The 17799-nt window shown below is 69.2% G+C and carries 18 protein-coding genes; 4 read left to right on the top strand and 14 right to left on the bottom strand.

All coding sequences use genetic code 11. The features are described from left to right. Positions 1-178 precede the first annotated feature (178 nt). Positions 179-391, bottom strand: a complete 213-nt coding sequence (locus BKH20_RS09625; RefSeq protein ID WP_143224986.1) for a hypothetical protein — start codon at positions 389-391, stop codon at positions 179-181. 13 nt (positions 392-404) lie between these two features. Then, complete coding sequence (locus BKH20_RS09620; protein WP_075390874.1) at positions 405-1217, bottom strand: 16S rRNA (uracil(1498)-N(3))-methyltransferase; 813 nt, start codon at positions 1215-1217, stop codon at positions 405-407. A gap of 60 nt (positions 1218-1277) precedes the next feature. Between BKH20_RS09620 and BKH20_RS09615 the strand changes: the two genes are divergently transcribed. After that, positions 1278-2093 (top strand): YggS family pyridoxal phosphate-dependent enzyme, encoded by an 816-nt coding sequence (locus BKH20_RS09615; protein ID WP_075390873.1) that lies wholly within the window; start codon positions 1278-1280, stop codon positions 2091-2093. Positions 2094-2133: 40 nt separating this feature from the next. On the opposite strand, the gene dnaJ is transcribed toward BKH20_RS09615, so the two are convergent. Both dnaJ and hrcA read right to left on the bottom strand, forming a co-directional pair. Then, a complete protein-coding gene (dnaJ, locus tag BKH20_RS09610; RefSeq protein ID WP_075390872.1) occupies positions 2134-3258 on the bottom strand; it encodes a molecular chaperone DnaJ in 1125 nt (374 codons plus the stop codon). Positions 3259-3316: 58 nt separating this feature from the next. After that, a complete protein-coding gene (hrcA, locus tag BKH20_RS09605; protein WP_075390871.1) occupies positions 3317-4402 on the bottom strand; it encodes a heat-inducible transcriptional repressor HrcA in 1086 nt (361 codons plus the stop codon). A 170-nt stretch (positions 4403-4572) separates the two neighbouring features. On the opposite strand from hrcA, the gene BKH20_RS09600 reads away from it, so the two are divergent. Beyond that, positions 4573-5649: a DUF3097 domain-containing protein gene (locus tag BKH20_RS09600; protein WP_075390870.1), complete on the top strand. Its 1077-nt coding sequence runs from the start codon at positions 4573-4575 to the stop codon at positions 5647-5649. A 31-nt stretch (positions 5650-5680) separates the two neighbouring features. Here the strand turns inward: BKH20_RS09600 and BKH20_RS09595 are convergent, their stop codons facing one another. The 5 genes from BKH20_RS09595 to BKH20_RS09575 all read right to left on the bottom strand — a co-directional run bounded on the left by BKH20_RS09595 (position 5681) and on the right by BKH20_RS09575 (position 10187). After that, positions 5681-7102 (bottom strand): sodium:proton antiporter, encoded by a 1422-nt coding sequence (locus tag BKH20_RS09595; RefSeq protein WP_075390869.1) that lies wholly within the window; start codon positions 7100-7102, stop codon positions 5681-5683. Between the two features lie 136 nt (positions 7103-7238). After that, a complete protein-coding gene (hemH, locus tag BKH20_RS09590; RefSeq protein ID WP_075390868.1) occupies positions 7239-8282 on the bottom strand; it encodes a ferrochelatase in 1044 nt (347 codons plus the stop codon). Between the two features lie 154 nt (positions 8283-8436). Next, positions 8437-9294 (bottom strand): hypothetical protein, encoded by an 858-nt coding sequence (locus tag BKH20_RS09585; protein ID WP_256693124.1) that lies wholly within the window; start codon positions 9292-9294, stop codon positions 8437-8439. A 45-nt stretch (positions 9295-9339) separates the two neighbouring features. Next, positions 9340-9729: a hypothetical protein gene (locus BKH20_RS09580; protein ID WP_256693123.1), complete on the bottom strand. Its 390-nt coding sequence runs from the start codon at positions 9727-9729 to the stop codon at positions 9340-9342. Positions 9730-9827: 98 nt separating this feature from the next. Further along, on the bottom strand, positions 9828-10187 hold the full coding sequence (locus BKH20_RS09575) for a MarR family winged helix-turn-helix transcriptional regulator (RefSeq protein WP_256693125.1): 360 nt from the start codon (positions 10185-10187) through the stop codon (positions 9828-9830). Positions 10188-10325: 138 nt separating this feature from the next. Here BKH20_RS09575 and BKH20_RS09570 point away from each other — a divergent pair, with 138 nt between their 5' ends. Together BKH20_RS09570 and BKH20_RS09565 are read left to right on the top strand one after the other, a co-directional pair. Beyond that, positions 10326-10697, top strand: coding sequence for a VOC family protein (locus BKH20_RS09570; protein ID WP_075390865.1), 372 nt, complete (start codon positions 10326-10328; stop codon positions 10695-10697). Between the two features lie 64 nt (positions 10698-10761). Continuing rightward, complete coding sequence (locus BKH20_RS09565) at positions 10762-11217, top strand: EVE domain-containing protein (protein ID WP_075390864.1); 456 nt, start codon at positions 10762-10764, stop codon at positions 11215-11217. Positions 11218-11266: 49 nt separating this feature from the next. On the opposite strand, the gene hemW is transcribed toward BKH20_RS09565, so the two are convergent. The 5 genes from hemW to lepA all read right to left on the bottom strand — a co-directional run bounded on the left by hemW (position 11267) and on the right by lepA (position 17728). Further along, positions 11267-12514: a radical SAM family heme chaperone HemW gene (gene hemW, locus BKH20_RS09560; protein WP_075390880.1), complete on the bottom strand. Its 1248-nt coding sequence runs from the start codon at positions 12512-12514 to the stop codon at positions 11267-11269. 35 nt (positions 12515-12549) lie between these two features. Then, the gene (locus BKH20_RS09555) at positions 12550-13830 is read right to left on the bottom strand and encodes a CynX/NimT family MFS transporter (protein WP_430793393.1); all 1281 of its coding nucleotides are present in this window, start codon (positions 13828-13830) and stop codon (positions 12550-12552) included. 35 nt (positions 13831-13865) lie between these two features. Beyond that, positions 13866-14876 carry a tRNA (guanosine(46)-N7)-methyltransferase TrmB gene (trmB, locus tag BKH20_RS09550; protein ID WP_075390862.1) on the bottom strand — a complete coding sequence of 337 codons (1011 nt, stop codon included), beginning with the start codon at positions 14874-14876 and terminating at the stop codon, positions 13866-13868. A gap of 78 nt (positions 14877-14954) precedes the next feature. Beyond that, the gene (locus BKH20_RS09545) at positions 14955-15770 is read right to left on the bottom strand and encodes an MOSC domain-containing protein (protein WP_075390879.1); all 816 of its coding nucleotides are present in this window, start codon (positions 15768-15770) and stop codon (positions 14955-14957) included. Between the two features lie 74 nt (positions 15771-15844). Next, positions 15845-17728 carry a translation elongation factor 4 gene (gene lepA / locus BKH20_RS09540; RefSeq protein ID WP_276565257.1) on the bottom strand — a complete coding sequence of 628 codons (1884 nt, stop codon included), beginning with the start codon at positions 17726-17728 and terminating at the stop codon, positions 15845-15847. Positions 17729-17799: the final 71 nt, after the last annotated feature.

Below are 17799 nucleotides of genomic sequence, written 5' to 3'. Positions count from 1 at the left end.
ACACCCCATGAATAAGCCTCAAGGCTTATTCACAGGGCTAGCCGACACTGGCATCTGCGCAGGTCACAGCACCTTCGACGGACGCTGTGAATAAGCCTCAACATAACAACAATATCCACCTGAAGGCAGATAACGCAATCTCATCATTACATTAAAATGACTGCAAACGAAGTATAATTCAACCCCAGGTTTCAGACTCCCAGCCGCGTAGTTCTTCCATGTATGAGTCGTCGGGCGGGTTCGACTCCATTGCCTTGCGCAGCTTAGTGAACCGGTCATCTCGGCGCTCGAGGGCAAGCAGTTCACGGATGACGGCATCCACACTGATTCCACGCTCGTCAGCCAGTCGCTTCAGTTCATCCTTAACTCCGGCATCTACCACGATATTCACCACCATTACGGTTTCACTCCCACAGGCCGCTGGCGTGGGCGAGGACGGCCAGGGCGACGGGGCCGGCTGAGGCGGTGCGCATGACATGTGGGCCCAGCCGCACCGTCGTCGCCCCGGCGGCCTCCAGGGCCGCCGTCTCCTCGGGGCTGATACCGCCCTCGGGCCCCACGACGACGGCCAGCGCCAGGGGCGCCTGTCCGGGCGCGGGCAGGCGCACCGACTCCATCGCGGTGCTGATCGGGGTGCTGGCCTCCTCGTGCAGGACCAGCACCACTCCCCCACTGCGAACCGTCTGCCCCACCCAGTCGGCCAACCTGCGGGTGTCCCGCACCTCCTCAACCTCGGGCACGCGGGCCCGACGGGCCTGCTTGGCTGCCTGGAGGGCGGTGGCCTGCCAGCGCTGACGCCCCTTAGCCTGTCTGGCCCCCTGCCACACGGACACGCAGCGCTCGGACTGCCAGGGCAGCACCAGCCCCACCCCGACCTCGGTGGCGGTCTCCACGGCCTGCTCATCGCGCCCGCCCTTGGCCAGGGCCTGAACGAGGGCCAGCCGCAGCGACGGTTCGGGCTCCTCAACGCGCTCCAGGACCCGCACGGCCAGGCGGTCCTTGGCACCGCCGACGCCGGCCCCGGTCACCTCGCACAGCAGGCGCAGGCCTGCACCGTCAACGAGGTCCACGCGCTCCTGAGCACGCAGGCGCTTGACGGTCACGGCATGGCGGGCCTCAGGCCCGGTGAGCATGAGGACAGTTCCGGTCCCCGCCGATGCGACAGCGTCGGCGGGCTCAATGGTCTCGGGCGTGAAAAGAAAGACGGGTGCGGTCACGGCCCCAGCCTACGGGCCGCATCCAACCGGTGTCCGCCGGCGGTGCTAGCGTCGGTAACCATGACCGAGCCTTCAGCCGCCCATGCCTCTCAGTCGTCCCCGACCCCCGCCTACACCACCGCCGTCACGGTGGAGGACTTCCGCCGCAACCTGGATGCCGTCCGCGCCCGAATCGACGCCGCCGCGAAGCGCGCCGGCCGCGACGCCTCCCAGATCCGTCTGCTGCCGGTGTCCAAGACCGTCCCCGAGGAGCGCCTGCGTACCGCCTTCGCCGCGGGCATCACCCAGATGGGTGAGAACAAGGTCCAGGAGGCCCAGCGCAAGAGCGAGAACCTGGCTGATCTGGGCATCTCCTGGTCGGTCATCGGCCACCTGCAGACGAACAAGGCCAAGAACGTGGCCGCCTTCGCCGACGAGTTCCAGGCCCTGGACTCCCTGCGCCTGGCCGAGGCCCTCGACCGGCGTCTCCAGGCGGCCGGGCGCGGCCTGGACGTCTACGTGCAGGTCAACTCCTCGGGCGAGCCCAGCAAGTTCGGGCTGGAGCCGGCCGACGTCGCCGACTTCCTCGCGGAGCTGCCGGCCTACTCCTCGCTGCGGGTGCGCGGGCTCATGACCCTGGCCGCCAACACCAGTGACGAGGCACGGGTGCGCGAGTGCTTCAGCATCATGCGCCGGCTGCGCGACGCAGCCCTCCAGGCGGGCACCGTCGGCGACGGGCTGCTGTCGATGGGGATGAGCGGGGACTTCGAGGCCGCCATCGAGGGCGGCTCCACCTGCGTGCGGGTGGGCCAGGCGATCTTCGGGGCCCGGGCCACCCCCGACTCCCACTACTGGCCCGAGTCACCTCGCACCGACCAGCCGCCGGCCAGCAGCTGAACGGCGGTCCGCAAGCCGCCGCCCAGCCGCCAGGTAGCGCTCAGCGCCCGGAGAAGCGCTCCTTGAGCTTGCCCATGACGCTGGAGTCGCGCACGGGCTCGACGTCGTCCTCCCCGCGCAGGCGGGCCAGCTCGGCCAGCAGCTCGCGCTGGCGGTCGTCCAGGCGTGTGGGGGTCTCCACGACGATGGACACGTGCAGGTCCCCGCGGCCTTTGCGGCGCAGGCGTCCCACGCCCAGGCCGTCGAGGACGACCTCGTCGCCGGGCTGGCTGCCGGCCTTGACGGTGACGTTCTGCTCGCCGTCGAGGGTCTGCAGCGGGAAGACGGCGCCCAGGGCGGCCGCGGTCATGGGCACGCGCAGCTCGGTGTAGAGGTCGTCGCCGTCGCGCTCGAGGAACTCGTGCGGCTTCTCGTGGATCTCCAGGTAGAGGTCGCCGTTGGGGCCGCCGGCCGGGCCGGCCTCGCCGCGTCCCGACATGCGGATGCGGGTCCCGGTGGACACCCCGGCGGGGATGGAGACCTCCAGGTCCTGGCGCACCCGGGTGCGGCCCTCGCCGGAGCAGTCCTTGCAGGGGGTGACGATGACGGTGCCATAGCCCTGGCAGCCCGGGCAGGGTGAGGATGTCATCACCTGCCCCAGGAGGGTGCGGGTCATGCGCTGGACGTTGCCGACACCGTTGCACTGGGAGCAGGTGACCGGCTCGGTGCCCGGCGCGCAGCAGGAGCCCTCGCAGGCGGTGCAGGTGACGTAGGTGTCGATGGGTACTGATCGGGTCGCCCCGAAGGCGACGTCGGAGAGCTCCACGTCCACGGCCACGAGCGAGTCCTGGCCGCGTCGGGCCCGGGAGGCCGGTCCGCGGCTGGCCGCTCCCCCGCCGAAGAAGGACTGGAAGATGCCGCCCAGGTCGCCGAAGTCAGCTCCGGCGAAGCCCCCGCCGAATCCGCCGCCGCCTCGCACGGCGTCCTCCCCGCCCAGGTCGTACATCTGGCGCTTATCGGGGTCGGAGAGGACCTCGTAGGCTGTGGAGACCTCCTTGAACTCGTCCTCGTGGCCGGGGCCGGCGACGTCGGGGTGCAGCTGGCGGGCCTTCTTGCGGTAGGCCTTCTTGATCTCCTCGGGGCTGGCGTCACGGCTGACGCCGAGGACCTCGTAGTAGTTGCTCACTGCGTTCTTCCTTTACGGCTACGACTTCTTCGGTGGATGTTTGGGGGCGGGTCGGTTCTCACGTCTCCGGTGGGGACAGGAACCGGGACAGGTAGCGGGCCACGGCCCGTACGGCGGTCATGGTGGCCGGGTAGTCCATGCGGGTGGGGCCGATGACCCCGAGGTGGGCGACGGCCTCACCGGTTCCCGGCCCGTAGGTGGCGGTGACGACGGAAGCCTCGGCCAGGGCGTCGTCGTTGTTCTCCGAGCCGATGCTCACGCGCATCCGGTTCTCGCCGGTCGGGGCGTCGTCGGCAGCGGTGAACAGGCGCAGCAGCACCACCTGCTCCTCGACGGCGTCCAGGAGCGGACCCAGGGAGGAGAAGTCGGGGGTGGCGCGGGCCAGGTTCGCGGTCCCGGCGACAACGAGGCGCTCCTCCGCGTCGGGGCGCAGGGCGGCGATGAGCTCGTCGGAGACGGCCTCGAGCAGGAGGCGCTCGTCGGCGGACGCCTGCTCGGCCAGGGTGGCCAGGATCGGGGCGACGTCGGCGGCCCGGCGGCCCGCGAGAGCACCGTTGAGCCGGGTGCGCAGGCGCTCCAGGACGAGGGGGTCGACGACGTCGGCGATATCGAAGCCCCCGTCATGGCGAGAGCTCAGAGTGCCCCTGGGCCTGAGGGTCACGGTGCGCTGGTCGACGCGGCCGGTGTCGGTGATGATGACCAGCAGGACGCGCTCGGGCCCCAGGGCCACGAGCTCGAGGTGCTGGAGGGCCGCGTACCGCAGGCTCGGGTACTCGACGACGGCGAGCTGGCCGGTCAGCTGGGCCAGTGCCCGCACGGTGCGAGCCACGACCTGCTCCAGGTCGACCGCCCCGGACAGGAGCGCGGTGATGGCGGCCCGCTCGGGCGCCGAGAGGGGCTTGATGCGGGCGACTTCGTCGACGAAGAGCCGGTAGCCCTTCTGGGTGGGCACGCGCCCGGCCGAGGTGTGCGGCTGGTGGATGTAGCCCTCGTCCTCCAGGGCCGCCATGTCGTTGCGGATGGTCGCCGGGGACACGCCCAGCCGGTAGCGCTCCACGAGGGCCTTGGACCCTACGGGCTCGCGCGTGCGCACGTAGTCGGTGACGATGGCGGACAGGACCTTGAGACGTCGGTCGTTGGCCACGGGTCCTCCTCCCTCATCAGTGCCGAGACGCGATCAGTGCCGGTGCCGGGCGACAGGCCGCCCGCACACCGGTGGGGTGCGGCCAGCGATTAGCACTCACCCCACGTGAGTGCCATCCTACGCTGTGGTCCGGCGGGTCCACCGCCGGCGGACCGTGAGTTTCCCCTACCGTGCCGAGGGTGAACACGCCCGCCCCGTACCGCTCCCCCGTCCCCGGATCGACTTCCGCCCGCCGCGCCGCCCTGAGGGCTCGCGCCGAGGCCGAGCAGAAGCAGCAGGCGCAGGGAGCCCCGGCTGGTTCGCGCTCGCGCGGTGGGGCGGCTGTGAGCAGGTCCGTTGCCCGCAGGCCGTCGTCGAGTGACCGCTACGGCGGGGACGTCCTGTCGGTCAACCCGCACCGCACGGGGCCCAGCGCTATACGCCCGGAGTCGGTGCACGTGCCGGTGACGCCGGGACTGGTGGTCGAGGATCGCCAGACCGGGTTCGTCGGGGCTGCGGTGGCGGTGGAGAAGTCGGGCGGTCAGCACGTCGTGGTCCTGGAGGACCGTCACGGCGTGCGCCGCGGCTTCGCCCTGGGGCCGGGGTTCTGGATCGAGGGCCGCCCGGTGATCCTGGACCCGCCCGTGGCGCGCAGGCGCACGCCCACCGGAGCGGTGAGCGCCGCCGGGAGACGACTGACGGCCTCAGGCTCCTACGCGGTCGAGGGCGAGCGGGCCAAGGTGGCGCGCGCCTCGCGCATCTGGGTGGAGGGCAAGCACGACGCCGAGCTGGTGGAGAAGGTCTGGGGTGACGACCTGCGCCACGAGGGCGTCGTCGTCCTCATGCTCGACGGCGTCGACAACCTCGAGGAGGTCATGGCCGACTTCGGCCCGGCCCCCGAACGGCGGGCCGGCGTCCTCGTGGACCACCTGGTGGCCGGTTCCAAGGAGTCACGGATCGCCCAGCGGGTGTCCGAGATGCCCGGTGGGGAGAACGTGCTGGTCCTGGGGCACCCGTATGTGGACGTGTGGCAGGCGGTCAAGCCGGCCCGGGTGGGCCTGGAGCGTTGGCCGGACATCCCGCGGGGCACCGACATCAAGCACGGCACCCTGGAGGCCCTGGGCTGGCCGCACGCCACCCAGGCCGACATCGCCCGGGGCTGGCAACGCATCCTGGCGACGGTGCGCTCCTACAAGGACCTCGAGCCGAGCCTGCTGGGCCGCATGGAGGAGCTCATTGACTTCGTCACCGCCCCAGGAACGCGCTGAGGCCGGAGACGGCTCATGAGGGCAGGGCGGCTCAGCCCTCAGCGTCCTCGGTCTGGTCAGCCAGGGCCAGGCGGCGGGACTGGGACAGCAGGCGGGCGTCGAGCGCCAGCAGTCCCACGGTGAGCACTCCGCCCAGGATCTTCCACAGGAGGCCCGGGGCGATGAAGAGCAGGACCATGGCGGCGATGATCGGCACCAGGTGCTTCATGGAGCGCCCCACGTAGCCGCCGAAGCTGGGCATCTCGACGCCGTCGGACTCGGCGACGGACTTGACCATGAAGTTCGGGCCGTTGCCGATGTAGGTGATGGCACCGCACAGGACGGCCCCCAGCGAGATGGACACGAGGTAGAGGTGGGGAATCCCGGCCACGTCCATGCCGCCGGGGTGGGGGACCTTGCCGGCCATCTCGAAGAAGGTCGCGTAGGTGGGGGCGTTGTCCAGGACGGAGGAGAGCCCCCCGGTGAAGATGAAGAAGGTGACCTCGTTGAGCGGCAGCGAGCCAGCGACCTCGTCGAGGTAGTGCAGGGCCGGGATCATGGTGAGGAAGATGCCGATGAACAGGATGGCGACCTCGGCGATGGGGCCCCAGGTGAACTGGTTGTCCTTGAAGCGGGCCTCGCGGCTGCCCAGGAAGTAAGAGCCGGCCGCGGAGGCGAGCATGATGAACTCGCGCACGGGGATCCAGTCACCCAGGGCGGCGTGCCCCTCCTCGATGGCGTGAGCGTCGATGGAGGGGGCGAAGGCGACGGCGGCGATGATGACGGCGAAGAAGACGAAGTTGAGCGAGCCCTTGAGGCCCAGGGGCTCGACCTCGGTGTCGTCGTCGTGCACGGCCTTGGCGGGCTCCTGGGAGTAGTAGTAGGAGTCCAGGGCATAGTAGCTCACCAGCAGCATGACGTTGACGAAGAGGTACTCGCGCAGGAGGTTGAAGGTCCAGGTGAAGGGCACCCCGCGCAGGAAGCCCAGGAACAGGGGCGGGTCGCCCAGGGGTGTGAGGAGTCCGCCGCAGTTGGCCACGATGAAGATCGTGTACAGCACCGTGTGCACGCGGTAGTGGCGCTCCTTGTTGGTGGCCAGCAGGGGCCGGATGAGGAGCATGGCGGCGCCGGTGGTGCCCACGAAGGAGGCAAGGACTCCACCGATGGCCAGGAAGATCGTGTTGTTGCGGGGCGTGGCCCGGATGTCACCTTTGAGGAAAATGCCTCCGGAGACGACGAACAGGGCCAGCAGCAGGCAGATGAACTGGAAGTACTCCACCACGGCCGCGAAGACGGACGGCCAGCCCAGGGCGACCCACATCCAGGCGGCCACCGGCACCCCCAGGCCCACGGCGACGATCAGCTGGCTGGAGTGCTTCTCCCACCAGTGGGCTGTGGCCGGGATCAGCGGCAGGACGGCGATGCAGGCGAGCATGCCCGCGAAGGGCAGGACGGACCACCACTCAAGATGCACGGCAACTTCCTCACAGAATCGGGACTGTTCGCGTCACCATACCGCCCCGGGCATCAGCTTCCCCGGTGAGGGCATGTGGTCTCTCGTGTTGAGACCGACTTCCCGGCCTGCTGCGGCCATGGGGGCCGCGCCGGGCTCAGATCCAGCCGGCCAGCACCTTTCTGGCCTGCTGAGCCAGGGTGGCGATGGCGCCGTCGGAGTCGTTGCCCCAGGGGACGTAGTGGAAGCTGCCGCCCCCAGCAGTGGTGAAGGTCTCGCGGTTGAGCTGGTTGATCTCCTCGAGAGTCTCCAGGCAGTCGGAGACGAAGCCGGGGCAGATGACGTCGAGGCGGGGGCAGCCGGCGCGGCCGGGCTCGCTGACTGTGTCAATGGTGGCCGGCCCGATCCAGGCGGCAGGTCCGAAGACGGACTGGAAGGTGAGCTCGGCGAGTCCCTCGGGCAGGTCGAGCCGCCGTGAGAGGAGCTGGGCGGTGCGCTCGCACTCGGCGCGGTAGGGGTCTCCGGCGTCGTGCATGGCCTGGGGTATGGAGTGGAAGGACAGCAGGAGGCGCTCGCCGGCGGCCGGGTCGGGGCGGCCGTGGACCTGCCAGTGCTGCTCCAGGGCGGTGGCGAGGGCCTCGATGTAGGCAGGCGCCGTCTCGAAGGAGCGGATAGTGCGCAGCTCGGGCTGGTTGCGGGAGGCCAGGATGAAGCGGGCGGCCTCATCGACGACGGTGCCGGCCGAGGAGGCCGCGTACTGCGGGTAGAGCGGGATGAGGGCGATCCTGTGGCAGCCGGCCTCCATGAGCTCACCCATGACGCGGCGTAGGGCCGGCTGCCCGTAGCGCATGGCGACACGCACCTGGACTGATTCGCCGAGCTCTTCCTGGAGCAGCTCGCCCTGTCGCTCGCTGTAGTGCATGAGCGGGGAGCCGGAGCGGCTGGTCTCCTCGCCGGGGCGCCAGATGGTGGCGTACTTCGCCGCTGACGCGCGAGGGCGCACCCGCAGGATGATGCCTTCCAGGACGGGTCGCCACAAGAGGGAGTGCGTCTCAACGATCCGGCGGTCGGAGAGGAACTCCCGCAGGAAGGGCCGGACGGCCCTGGCCGTGGGGGCCGCTGGCGTGCCGAGGTTGGCCAGGATGAGGGCGGGGCGCTCGTCCGCGCCACGCGGGTCGGGGGCGGTGGGGCTCAGGGGCACGAAGGTCCTTGGGAGGGGAAGGATCGTTCTCGACGACGGCGTTGAGCGACGTCGGCCTCACTCTAGCCGAGCGGGTGCGCCCTTCGACTCGCAACGAGTCCGCGCCCCGCCGGCTGGAGCTGGCGGGGCGCGGAGGGGGCCTGAAGAGATGAGGTCAGCGGACGACGTCGTAACCCTGGATGCGCACGTAGGAGTAGGCGGACAGGAGCATCACCAGAGGGACCGTCACCAGCCAGCCGAACACTGTCAGTACGCCAACAAGGTAAAGGCCGGCTCCGGTCAGGGCGAAGGGGAAGAGCTCTCCGACATGACTGGACAGGGTGGCCCAAGACGCCTTCATTCCTGCGATGCCGTCCATCCCCTTGTCCACAGTGAAGTACACCGAATAGTGGAAGAGGAAGGCCGCGATAATGCCCGGAACAACACACAGGAAGGAGCCCACGGACGTGGCGAGCCAAGTGAGAAAAGCCGCGAGAAGGCTCGCACCGAAGTTCGGGAAAGTGAACAGGTCACCCCAGGCCAAGGGCCTCCCGGTGGCCACCTTGATCGCCATGTGAGTGGTCACGATACTAGCGAAGAGGCCAATGGCGAAGGCGATGTAGGTTCCAGAGGGACCCACCAAGCCGAAACCGTGCTCCTCTCCGTTGATATTATAGTGAGCCTCAATGGTGAAGCTCGAAAGAACGGTCCACAGGCCCATCCCCACAATGAGAATGAGCGCATTCTCCTTGAACTTGGACCACGCCCAGGACATGCCGTCGCCGACGCTCAGCGGCACGCCGCCCATCGCACCTGGAGGATAAGGGGGCATCCCTCCACCGGCGCTCATACCGGGCTGGGGGCCGTAGCCGGGCTGCTGACGAGGGTCGGGGCCGGCCCCGTACCCCGGGGCACCCCCGGTCTGAGGATCGTAACCGGGTTGCGCCGCGTAGTCAGGGGCACCTGCCCCTTGGGGGACGCCACCGGACTGGGAACCGTCGTCTGGGTAACCTGGATACTGCGGAGTAGTCATCTCACCAGCCTGCCGTGAGTTCCTGACATAACGCTGGATATATTACTACATCAGCTGAGGCAGACCTTGAGCGGCTCGCGCCTGCTGGATCGCCGCAAGGATCTTCCTCCTGCTCCACGTCACGAACTCCAGGTCGCCTCCCCGTGCGGTTGAGATGACGACGGTGACGTGGAGGATGAAGGTTTTGGGGCGTGCAGCAAGGATTTCTACTACGGGGATACGTAGCCGACTTCGCTCACTGTTGAGATTCATGGCGTGAGGCTCGAAGATGACCTCTGTGGTGGTGACCAGGAGATGGCCTCCACGTGCCACGCGACCCCGCGCACCAGTGAGGATGGCGGGCAGCGAGATGAACCGCTCGAAAGCAGAGGCTGGCCGGTCGAGATGGTTCGCCGGCACCCTGAGCAGGACCTGCGCCCCAGGTGTCATTGTCATAGCCGCCTCTCTCGATTCTGCCCAGGTATTGGCCTGCCGTGAGCCTACTGCCTCACCGGCTCAGCGCGACAGGTAGCACCACCCCGCAACTCACGGACTCACTCCTCAAGAGCAGCGATGCAGACCGAGAGCGCCTCTTGTACCGCGCGCAACTGGGACTCACTAAGCGGTGAAATCATGACCCGCTCAACCTCCACCGTCACCCTCGACGCCTCCCTGAGGAGGTCCCGCCCTTCAGGGGTGAGTCGCACAGGCAGCGCGCGGCCGGAAGATGCTTGGGCGGCACGCTGAGCCAGCCCGCGGTCAACCAGGCTCCGCAGAAGCGTACTCATGGTCTGACGGGTCACGAAGGCCTCCCTGGCAAGGTCGGAGGTCGAGGCCCCCGGGGCACGACTGAGCAGCTCGAGACAGAGGTACTGGGGAGCACTCAGTCCCAGAGGTCGGAGGGCCTCGTCCATACGCGCTCGAAGCACAGCCTGGACATGCTTGAGCTGATAGCCCAGGAGGTTCCGGGGGTCGCCTTGACTCATGACAGTATTCTGACATACTCTCGATATGTCAGAAACCTGACATACGTCGTCTGAGAGGAGATCTCCATGACCGTCACCGGCCCCGACTTCATCGCCCTACAGGTGAGCGACCTCGAACGTTCCGCGGAGTTCTACGAGAACGCCCTGGGACTGCGCCGCGCCCCAGCATCACCTCCTGGCGCCGTCCTCTTCACCACAACGCCGATCCCCTTCGCGGTTCGCGAGCCCCTGCCTGGAGTTGATCTCTCTGAGGCACCCCGTTCCGGTCTCGGGGTGGCACTCTGGCTGCACTGCGACACGGTTCAGGAACTGCACGACTCGCTCGAGGCCACAGGAACAGCAATCCTGGCCGATCCTGCTCCCAGCCCCTTCGGCCTGACGTTCACCTTCGCCGATCCGGACGGCTACGCCATTACCGTTCACGAGAAGGCATCGTGACCAGAGCCGATCACGCCGGTGAGTGGCCGGTTGAGCCCCAGCCGCCAGCCGGACACTCACCGACATGCAGGCTGAGCCCGACACGACGAGAACGAAGGACAGCACATTGAGATACTGGCTTGGCATTGCTTCCAAGGACCATGTGGCTCTGGGGGTGGCTGGCGGGTTCTGCCAGCTGTGCCATGGCAAGAAGGCACCGCTTCGACGTATGGAGAGAGGTGACTACATCCTCTACTACTCACCGAAGCAGGAGTTCAAGTCACGCCGTCCTTGTCAGGCGATCACTGCCTGCGGAGTGGTCATCGGGGACGAGGTCTACCAGTACGAGATGTTTCCCGGTTTCGTTCCGTACCGACGTGACATCGAGTGGCAGACACCGGTACGAGAGGTCCCGCTTGATGTCCTGCGCACCTTGCCGGGCTGGAGCGAGGTAGCGCCAAAGCTATGCTTCGGCCACGTGGAGCTGTCGCCTGAGCTGTTCCGAGCGATTCAGGCCTACATGCTGTCGGACGGCGAGTAGCGCAGGATGCCGTCAATGACGTGCAGCCAGAAGTCGCCGCTTGACAGGCTCACTGGGTCAGGGCGCGGGTGACGGTGTCGGCCATGAGACGGCCGCGCAGGGTGAGGACCGCCCGGCCCCGCAGGGCCGCAGCGGCGTCGAGGAGCCCATCGGCGACGAGGCCGGCCACAACGGGTACCAGGTGCGGCGGGGTGGCTCGGCCCGCATCAGGGCGCTCCGCTGAGGGGCAGTCCGGCCGGTTCCCGAGGCTCGCCAGCTCGATGCCCTCACGCAGCCGGATACCCAGCATGATCCGCTCCAGCTCGCGGGAACCCACGTCGATGACCTCGTGCCCGGCCACGGGCAGGTGACCGGTGGCGATCTGCCCGGCCCAGGCGACCGGGTGCTTGGTGTTCCACAGGCGCACGTCGCCCAGGTGGGAGTGGGCTCCGGGCCCGGCGCCCCACCAGTCCCAGTCGAGCCAGTAAGCCTGGTTGTGGCGGCACTCGGCGCCGGGCCGCGCCCAGTTGGAGATCTCGTAGCACTCGTAGCCGGCCTGTCCCAGGGCGGCGTCGGCCATCTCGTACTTGGTGGCCTCGTCGTCGTCCTCGGGCATCGGGAGCTCTCCGCGGCGGACCTGCCCCCACATGCGAGTGCCCTCCTCAATGACCAGGGCGTAGGCGCTCACATGGTCCGGGCCGATGAGGGTCACCGCGTCCAGGGAGCGCTGCCAGTCCTCGGCGGACTCCCCCGGCGCCCCGTAGATGAGATCCAGGGAGGTGCTCAGGCCCGCCCTCCGCGCCCACTCCACCACGCGGGGCACCCGGGAGGGCTCGTGGGTGCGCTCCAGAACCTTCAGCACGTGGGGCACCGCCGACTGCATCCCGAAGGAGACCCGGGTGAAACCGCCTTCGGCCAGGGCTGCCAGGCCGGCCTCGTCCACGGAGTCCGGGTTGGCCTCCGTGGTCACCTCCGCGTCGGCCGCGAGCCCGAAGCACTCGCGTACCAGCTCCAGCATGCCCACCAGGTCGGCGGCGGGCAGCATGGTGGGGGTTCCTCCGCCCACGAAGACGGTCTGGGCGGCGCGCGCCGGCAGGCCCGCGTCGTCCATGGCGCGGCGGGCGGCGCGCAGCTCGCCGGCGAGGGTTCCCACGAAGTCCTCGGCCGAGGCGCCCTGCCCCATGGTCAGGTTCGTGTAGGTGTTGAAGTCGCAGTAACCGCAACGCACCCGGCAGTAGGGCACGTGCAGATACACCGAGAGCGGGCGCTGCCCCCCGCCCGGAGCGGGCGCGGCCACCTGCGCTGGCAGCTCCCCCATTCCCGGCAGGGACTCACCCACCGGCTGGGCCGGGCTCACTGCTCGCCGCCTCGCTCGGCCCGCTCGTCGTCGCCCCGCAGGACGCCGGCGGGGATGGACGGCTCGGGCCTGCCGGCGGAGTCGCTCGCGTGGGCCGCGACCTGGGCGCACATGGTCATGAGCACGAGCACCCCCACGACCATGGAGAAAGGGGCCACCCAGCCGCCGCTGCGCTCATGGACCCAGCCCATCACCACGGGGCCGACGGCGGCCAGGCAGTAGCCCGTCGTCTGGATGATCGCGGTGGTTTGGCGGTTCTCATCAACCGACTCCGAGTGGCAGAGGACCAGGGTGAACAGGGCGGCGAAGAAGGCGCCCTGTGCAATGCCGGAGAGCATGCAGGGCACCAGCCAGTAGCCGGGGACCATCGTCAGGCAGACCGGCAGCATGAGCCAGCAGGCGCAGATGACGCCGAGGACCCTGCTGGCCGGCCACCGCAGTGCCTCGAACATGACCGGGACCAGCAGGGGCCCCACGATTCCCAGCAGGGAGAACACGGAGGCGGCCACTCCCGCAGCGGACTCGCTCATGGAGAGCTCGTCAACCAGGGCCGTGGGCAGCCAACCCGAGATCGCGTAGTAGGAGAAGGTCTGGGCCGCGAAGGCGGCCGCCATCACCCAGGTCAGGGGGCGTCTCCAGACAGCGGCGCCGGCCGACGACGTCGGACGGGCCAGGGAGCGCTCCGTCACCCAGGAGGTCATGCCCGACCGCTCTCGCAGGCTCCGCCGGGGCGCCTTGCTGCCGGGCGGGAAGACCCACAGCCACAGGGCCCCGGCCAGCAGCACCGGGATCGCGGTCCAGGCGGCGGCCGAGCCCTGCCAGCCGATGACAAGGGCCAGCGGCACGGCCAGGGCGGTGGCCGCGGTGACGATGACGTTGCAGGTCGAGGAGTACAGACCCGTCATGAGTGAGGTGCGGTGCCAGAAGTCGCGGCCGATGACCATGGGCGCGACCAGGTTGCCCACCGTCAGCCCCGCCCCGATGATGACGGTTCCGGCGAAGGCCGCCCAGGTGGTGCCGGCCGAGCGCAGCAGTGCCCCGACCAGAGCCATACCCAGGGTGAGCAGGCCCGCAGTGTTGATGCCGAGGCGACGCACCACGGTCGAGGCCAGCGGGGTGAGCAGCCCGAAGCACAGGATCGGCACGGAGGTCAGTGCGCCGCGCGCCACCTCCCCCATCCCCAGGTCCTGGCCCAGGCGCGTCAGCAGGGGCGGGATGACGCCGACCGGTGCCCGCAGAACCGCGCAGAACCCGAGGAAGCCGGCGACGATGACCATGAGCCAGGCGCGGCGGGGCAACCTGGGGACATCAGTCACAGCCGGTCCGCCGGATGCAGCAGGCCGTCACCGCGCCCCTCGCGCAGCCGCCAGGGCTGGGACTCCAGGTGGTTCCAGGCCTGCCCCTCGGCCTCGAGGCGGTCCAGCATGGAGGCGCCCCGCTCGGGGATCCAGGCCACCTCGGTGCGCACTGCGGTCAGGTCGCGGATTGTGCGCCCGGCATCCAGGCCCCGCTGCTCGAAGCGGGTCATGACCCGTCCCTCGTAACGGGGCGACCACCCGCCGCGCACCCCCGCCGGGGATCCCGGGTCCAGGCCGTTGCCCAGGCTGTCCTCCTCGGCGGTCTCGGCCCCCAGGTCGGGGCGGGCGCCGGCGTCGTCGTGCCGGAAGTAGGGCAGGGTGGTGTCCGGACGCAGGCCGGTGGGCAGCGCCGCCACGTCCTCGATGACGTCACGCATCTGCCAGGCGTAGTCCGCCCAGTCGGTGGCCAGGCGCCACACCCCGCCGGGACGCAGCACCCGGGCAACCGAGTCAGCGAAGGCCGTGGTCACCAGGCGGCGCTTGCGGTGGCGGGGCTTGCGCCAGGGGTCGGGGAAGAAGACCCACACCTCGCTGGCGCAGGACACCGGCAGGGCCGTGGCCAGCAGCTGGGAGGCGTCGGCGGGGACAACGCGCACGTTGTGCAGGCCCTGACGGTGGATCGAGGTCACCAACCGTGCGATGGCGGTCTCCCAGACCTCCACCGCCAGGTAGTCAGCCCCCGGGTGGGCGGCGGCATGGGCCAGGAGCGCCTCACCACTGCCCGAGCCGACCTCGACGATCAGCGGCCGCACCTGCCCCACGTGCCCGAAGACCTTCTCCGGATCCAGGCGGAAGCTCGGGGACACGGTGCGCACGGCGTCGGCCCGCGGCACATCGACCACGTAGCGGGGACCGAGCTTGGCCAGGGCCTCGGCCTGGGCGGGGCGCAGCCTGCCGCCGGCGCGCGAGAAGGAGCGCACCCTGGAGTGGATGGCGTGGGAGCGAGGAGGGTGGTGCTGAGCCATACGAAGCCTTGCGTCCTTTACTTCTGTGAGGTCTCGAAACCGTCTGCCTGGCGCCTTCGGGCGCTGGGCGGCGCGCCGTCAACCGACCCGCTCGTGGGCGGCGGCGCGCACGTACTTCTTGGTGAAGGGCGCGATGAGGCAGTTGCCGAAGATCTCGGAGTTGAGCAGCGCCTGAGCGTCGCGCGGGTCGTGGTGGGCGAACCAGCGCCGACAGGTGACCCGGTGGCCCGGGGAGGAGACCACACGCACCTCGTCACCGGCCTGCACCGTCCCCTCGGTGAGCACCGACAGGTAGACGCCCACCCGGTTGCGCGCCGAGAAGACCTCCACCCAGTCCGCGCGCCCCACACCTCGGGCGAAGGTGGCGCACGGGTTGCGCACACCGGTCACCCTGACCCGCAGTCCTGCGTTGCTCGGGTCACCGATGGACAGGATCGCGCCGATCTCCATGTCGTCAATGTCCCCCTCGATGAGGAGGTTCTCCCCCAGCCGCCCCGGCTCAATACCGCCCAGGACCTCGGACCAGTGGCGTTGCTCGGCGGCGCTCATGGCGTAGAGGGCCTTGTCACTGCCCCCGTGGTGGGCACGGTCCCCGTGCTTGTCGGTGACGATCCCGGTGCGGCTCACCTCAACCGGACCGTTGACGGCACCCTTGTGGATCGCCGAGACGCCCGCCGCTCCGGCGTCTGGCCGCAGCCCCTTGACGGTGCACACCGCGCTGACGGTTCCCACCAGGTCGCCGTCGTGGAACGGTGATGGCTCATCGTTGTGGCGCCCGTCCGCGCCGGCATGGGGCTCGCCCAGCACCCGGGCCAGCTCCCGGGTCAGGACCAGCCCGGAGCCGTCGTCGGTCAGGGCAGTGTCAACCGTGGTCTGCCTACTCGTGTCACTCATGTTCACAGCCGTCCTTCCGTCGTCCGCAGGCGCCGTCCTGGTCCTGCTCGGTCCTGTTCGTGCCCGCGGCTGCGCTACTTGCCCGGCTTGGCCCCGGTGGGCGTGTCCGCACCGAGGGCCGCAATGAAGGCCTCCTGGGGCACCTCGACCCGGCCGATGGCCTTCATGCGCTTCTTGCCCTCCTTCTGCTTCTCCAGCAGCTTGCGCTTACGGGTGATGTCACCGCCGTAGCACTTGGCGAGCATGTCCTTGCGCAGGGCCCGGATGGTCTCGCGGGCGATGACGCGAGTGCCGATGGCCGCCTGCACGGGAACCTCGAACTGCTGGCGCGGGATGAGATCCTTGAGACGCTTGGTCATCATGACACCGTAGGAGTAGGCCGAGTCGCGGTGGACGATGGCGCTGAAAGCGTCCACCTTGTCCCCGTTGAGCAGGATATCGACCTTGACCAGGTTGGCGTCCTGGGAGCCGTCCGCCTCGTAGTCCAGGGAGGCGTAACCGCGGGTGCGCGACTTCAGGGCGTCGAAGAAGTCGAAGACGATCTCCGCCAGCGGCAGCACGTAGTGCATCTCCACGCGGGACTCGGAGAGGTAGTCCATGCCCTGCATGGTGCCGCGACGCGACTGGCACAGCTCCATGACCGTGCCCACGAACTCGCTGGGGGTCAGGATCGTGGCCCGCACCACCGGCTCGGAGACGGCAGCGACCTTGCCCTCGGGGAACTCGCTGGGGTTGGTGACCGTGTGCGTGGTGCGGTCCTCCATGGTCACCTCGTAGACCACGGAGGGGGCGGTGGAAATGATATCCAGGTTGAACTCGCGCTCCAGGCGCTCGCGGATGATCTCCAGGTGCAGCAGGCCCAGGTAGCCGCAGCGGAAGCCGAAGCCCAGGGCCACGGAGGTCTCCGGCTCGTAGGTCAGGGCGGCGTCGTTGAGCTTGAGCTTGTCCAGGGCGTCGCGCAGGGCCGGGAAGTCCGAGCCGTCCACCGGGAACAGGCCGGAGAAGACCATAGGCTTGGGGTCCTGATAACCCGACAGCGGCTCGTCGGCCGGGGCCGCCGCGGAGGTGACCGTGTCACCGACCTTGGACTGGCGCACGTCCTTGACCCCGGTGATGAGGTAACCGACCTCGCCGGCCCCCAAACCGGCCGACGGTGTGGGCTCGGGGCTGATGACGCCGATCTCCAGCAGGTCGTGGACGGCCTTGGTGGAGAGCATCTCGATGCGCTCTCGGGGCTTGAGGGCGCCGTCGACGACGCGCACGTAGGTGACCACGCCGCGGTAGGTGTCATAGACGGAGTCGAAGATCATGGCGCGGGCCGGGGCCTCGGGGTCGCCGTGCGGGGGCGGGACGGTCTCGACGATCCGGTCGAGCAGCTCGGGCACGCCCTGCCCGGTCTTGCCGGAGACCTTGAGGACGTCGTCGACGTCGCAGCCGATGAGGGAGGCGATCTCCTCGGCATGCTTCTCCGGCTCGGCGGCGGGCAGGTCGATCTTGTTGAGGACCGGGATGATGGTCAGGTCCCCCTCGATGGCCATGTAGAGGTTGGCCAGGGTCTGGGCCTGAATACCCTGGGCGGCGTCGACCAGGAGGACCGCGCCCTCGCAGGCGGCCAGGGAGCGGTTGACCTCGTAGGAGAAGTCGACGTGCCCGGGGGTGTCGATCATGTTGAGGGCATAGGCGCGCGTGACGCCGTCGTCGCCCTCGATGGCCCAGGGCATGCGCACGGCCTGGGACTTGATGGTGATGCCGCGCTCACGCTCGATGTCCATGCGGTCCAGGTACTGGGCGCGCATGTCGCGGGGCTGGACGACGCCGGTGGCCTGGAGCATGCGGTCGGCCAGGGTGGACTTGCCGTGGTCGATGTGCGCGATGATGCAGAAGTTGCGCAGCCGGGCCTGCTCGGTGGCGGCGGGCTGGACGCTGGTCATCTGCTCTGGTGTGGGGATCGGTGACACGGAGATCGGTTCCTGGCTCTTCCTCATATCCGGCATGGGTCTGGACCAAGTCTCCCACGACGGCGGCCCAC

Source organism: Actinomyces oris (genome assembly GCF_001937445.1).
GTDB lineage: Bacteria > Actinomycetota > Actinomycetes > Actinomycetales > Actinomycetaceae > Actinomyces > Actinomyces acetigenes.
The sequence above is the reverse complement of the archived record's forward strand: the minus strand, read 5'-3'. Positions and strand labels throughout refer to the sequence as shown.

What these genes read in the sequence shown, in the direction of transcription:
- BKH20_RS09615 (WP_075390873.1), top strand. Translation starts at nt 1,278, where the DNA reads ATGACCGAGCCTTCAGCCGCCCATGCCTCTCAGTCGTCCCCGACCCCC.
- BKH20_RS09585 (WP_256693124.1), bottom strand. Translation starts at nt 9,294, where the DNA reads ATGACTACTCCGCAGTATCCAGGTTACCCAGACGACGGTTCCCAGTCC.
- BKH20_RS09580 (WP_256693123.1), bottom strand. Translation starts at nt 9,729, where the DNA reads ATGACAATGACACCTGGGGCGCAGGTCCTGCTCAGGGTGCCGGCGAAC.
- BKH20_RS09575 (WP_256693125.1), bottom strand. Translation starts at nt 10,187, where the DNA reads ATGGACGAGGCCCTCCGACCTCTGGGACTGAGTGCTCCCCAGTACCTC.
- BKH20_RS09570 (WP_075390865.1), top strand. Translation starts at nt 10,326, where the DNA reads ATGACCGTCACCGGCCCCGACTTCATCGCCCTACAGGTGAGCGACCTC.
- BKH20_RS09565 (WP_075390864.1), top strand. Translation starts at nt 10,762, where the DNA reads ATGCAGGCTGAGCCCGACACGACGAGAACGAAGGACAGCACATTGAGA.
- hemW (WP_075390880.1), bottom strand. Translation starts at nt 12,514, where the DNA reads ATGGGGGAGCTGCCAGCGCAGGTGGCCGCGCCCGCTCCGGGCGGGGGG.
- BKH20_RS09555 (WP_430793393.1), bottom strand. Translation starts at nt 13,830, where the DNA reads ATGGTCATCGTCGCCGGCTTCCTCGGGTTCTGCGCGGTTCTGCGGGCA.
- trmB (WP_075390862.1), bottom strand. Translation starts at nt 14,876, where the DNA reads ATGGCTCAGCACCACCCTCCTCGCTCCCACGCCATCCACTCCAGGGTG.
- BKH20_RS09545 (WP_075390879.1), bottom strand. Translation starts at nt 15,770, where the DNA reads ATGAGTGACACGAGTAGGCAGACCACGGTTGACACTGCCCTGACCGAC.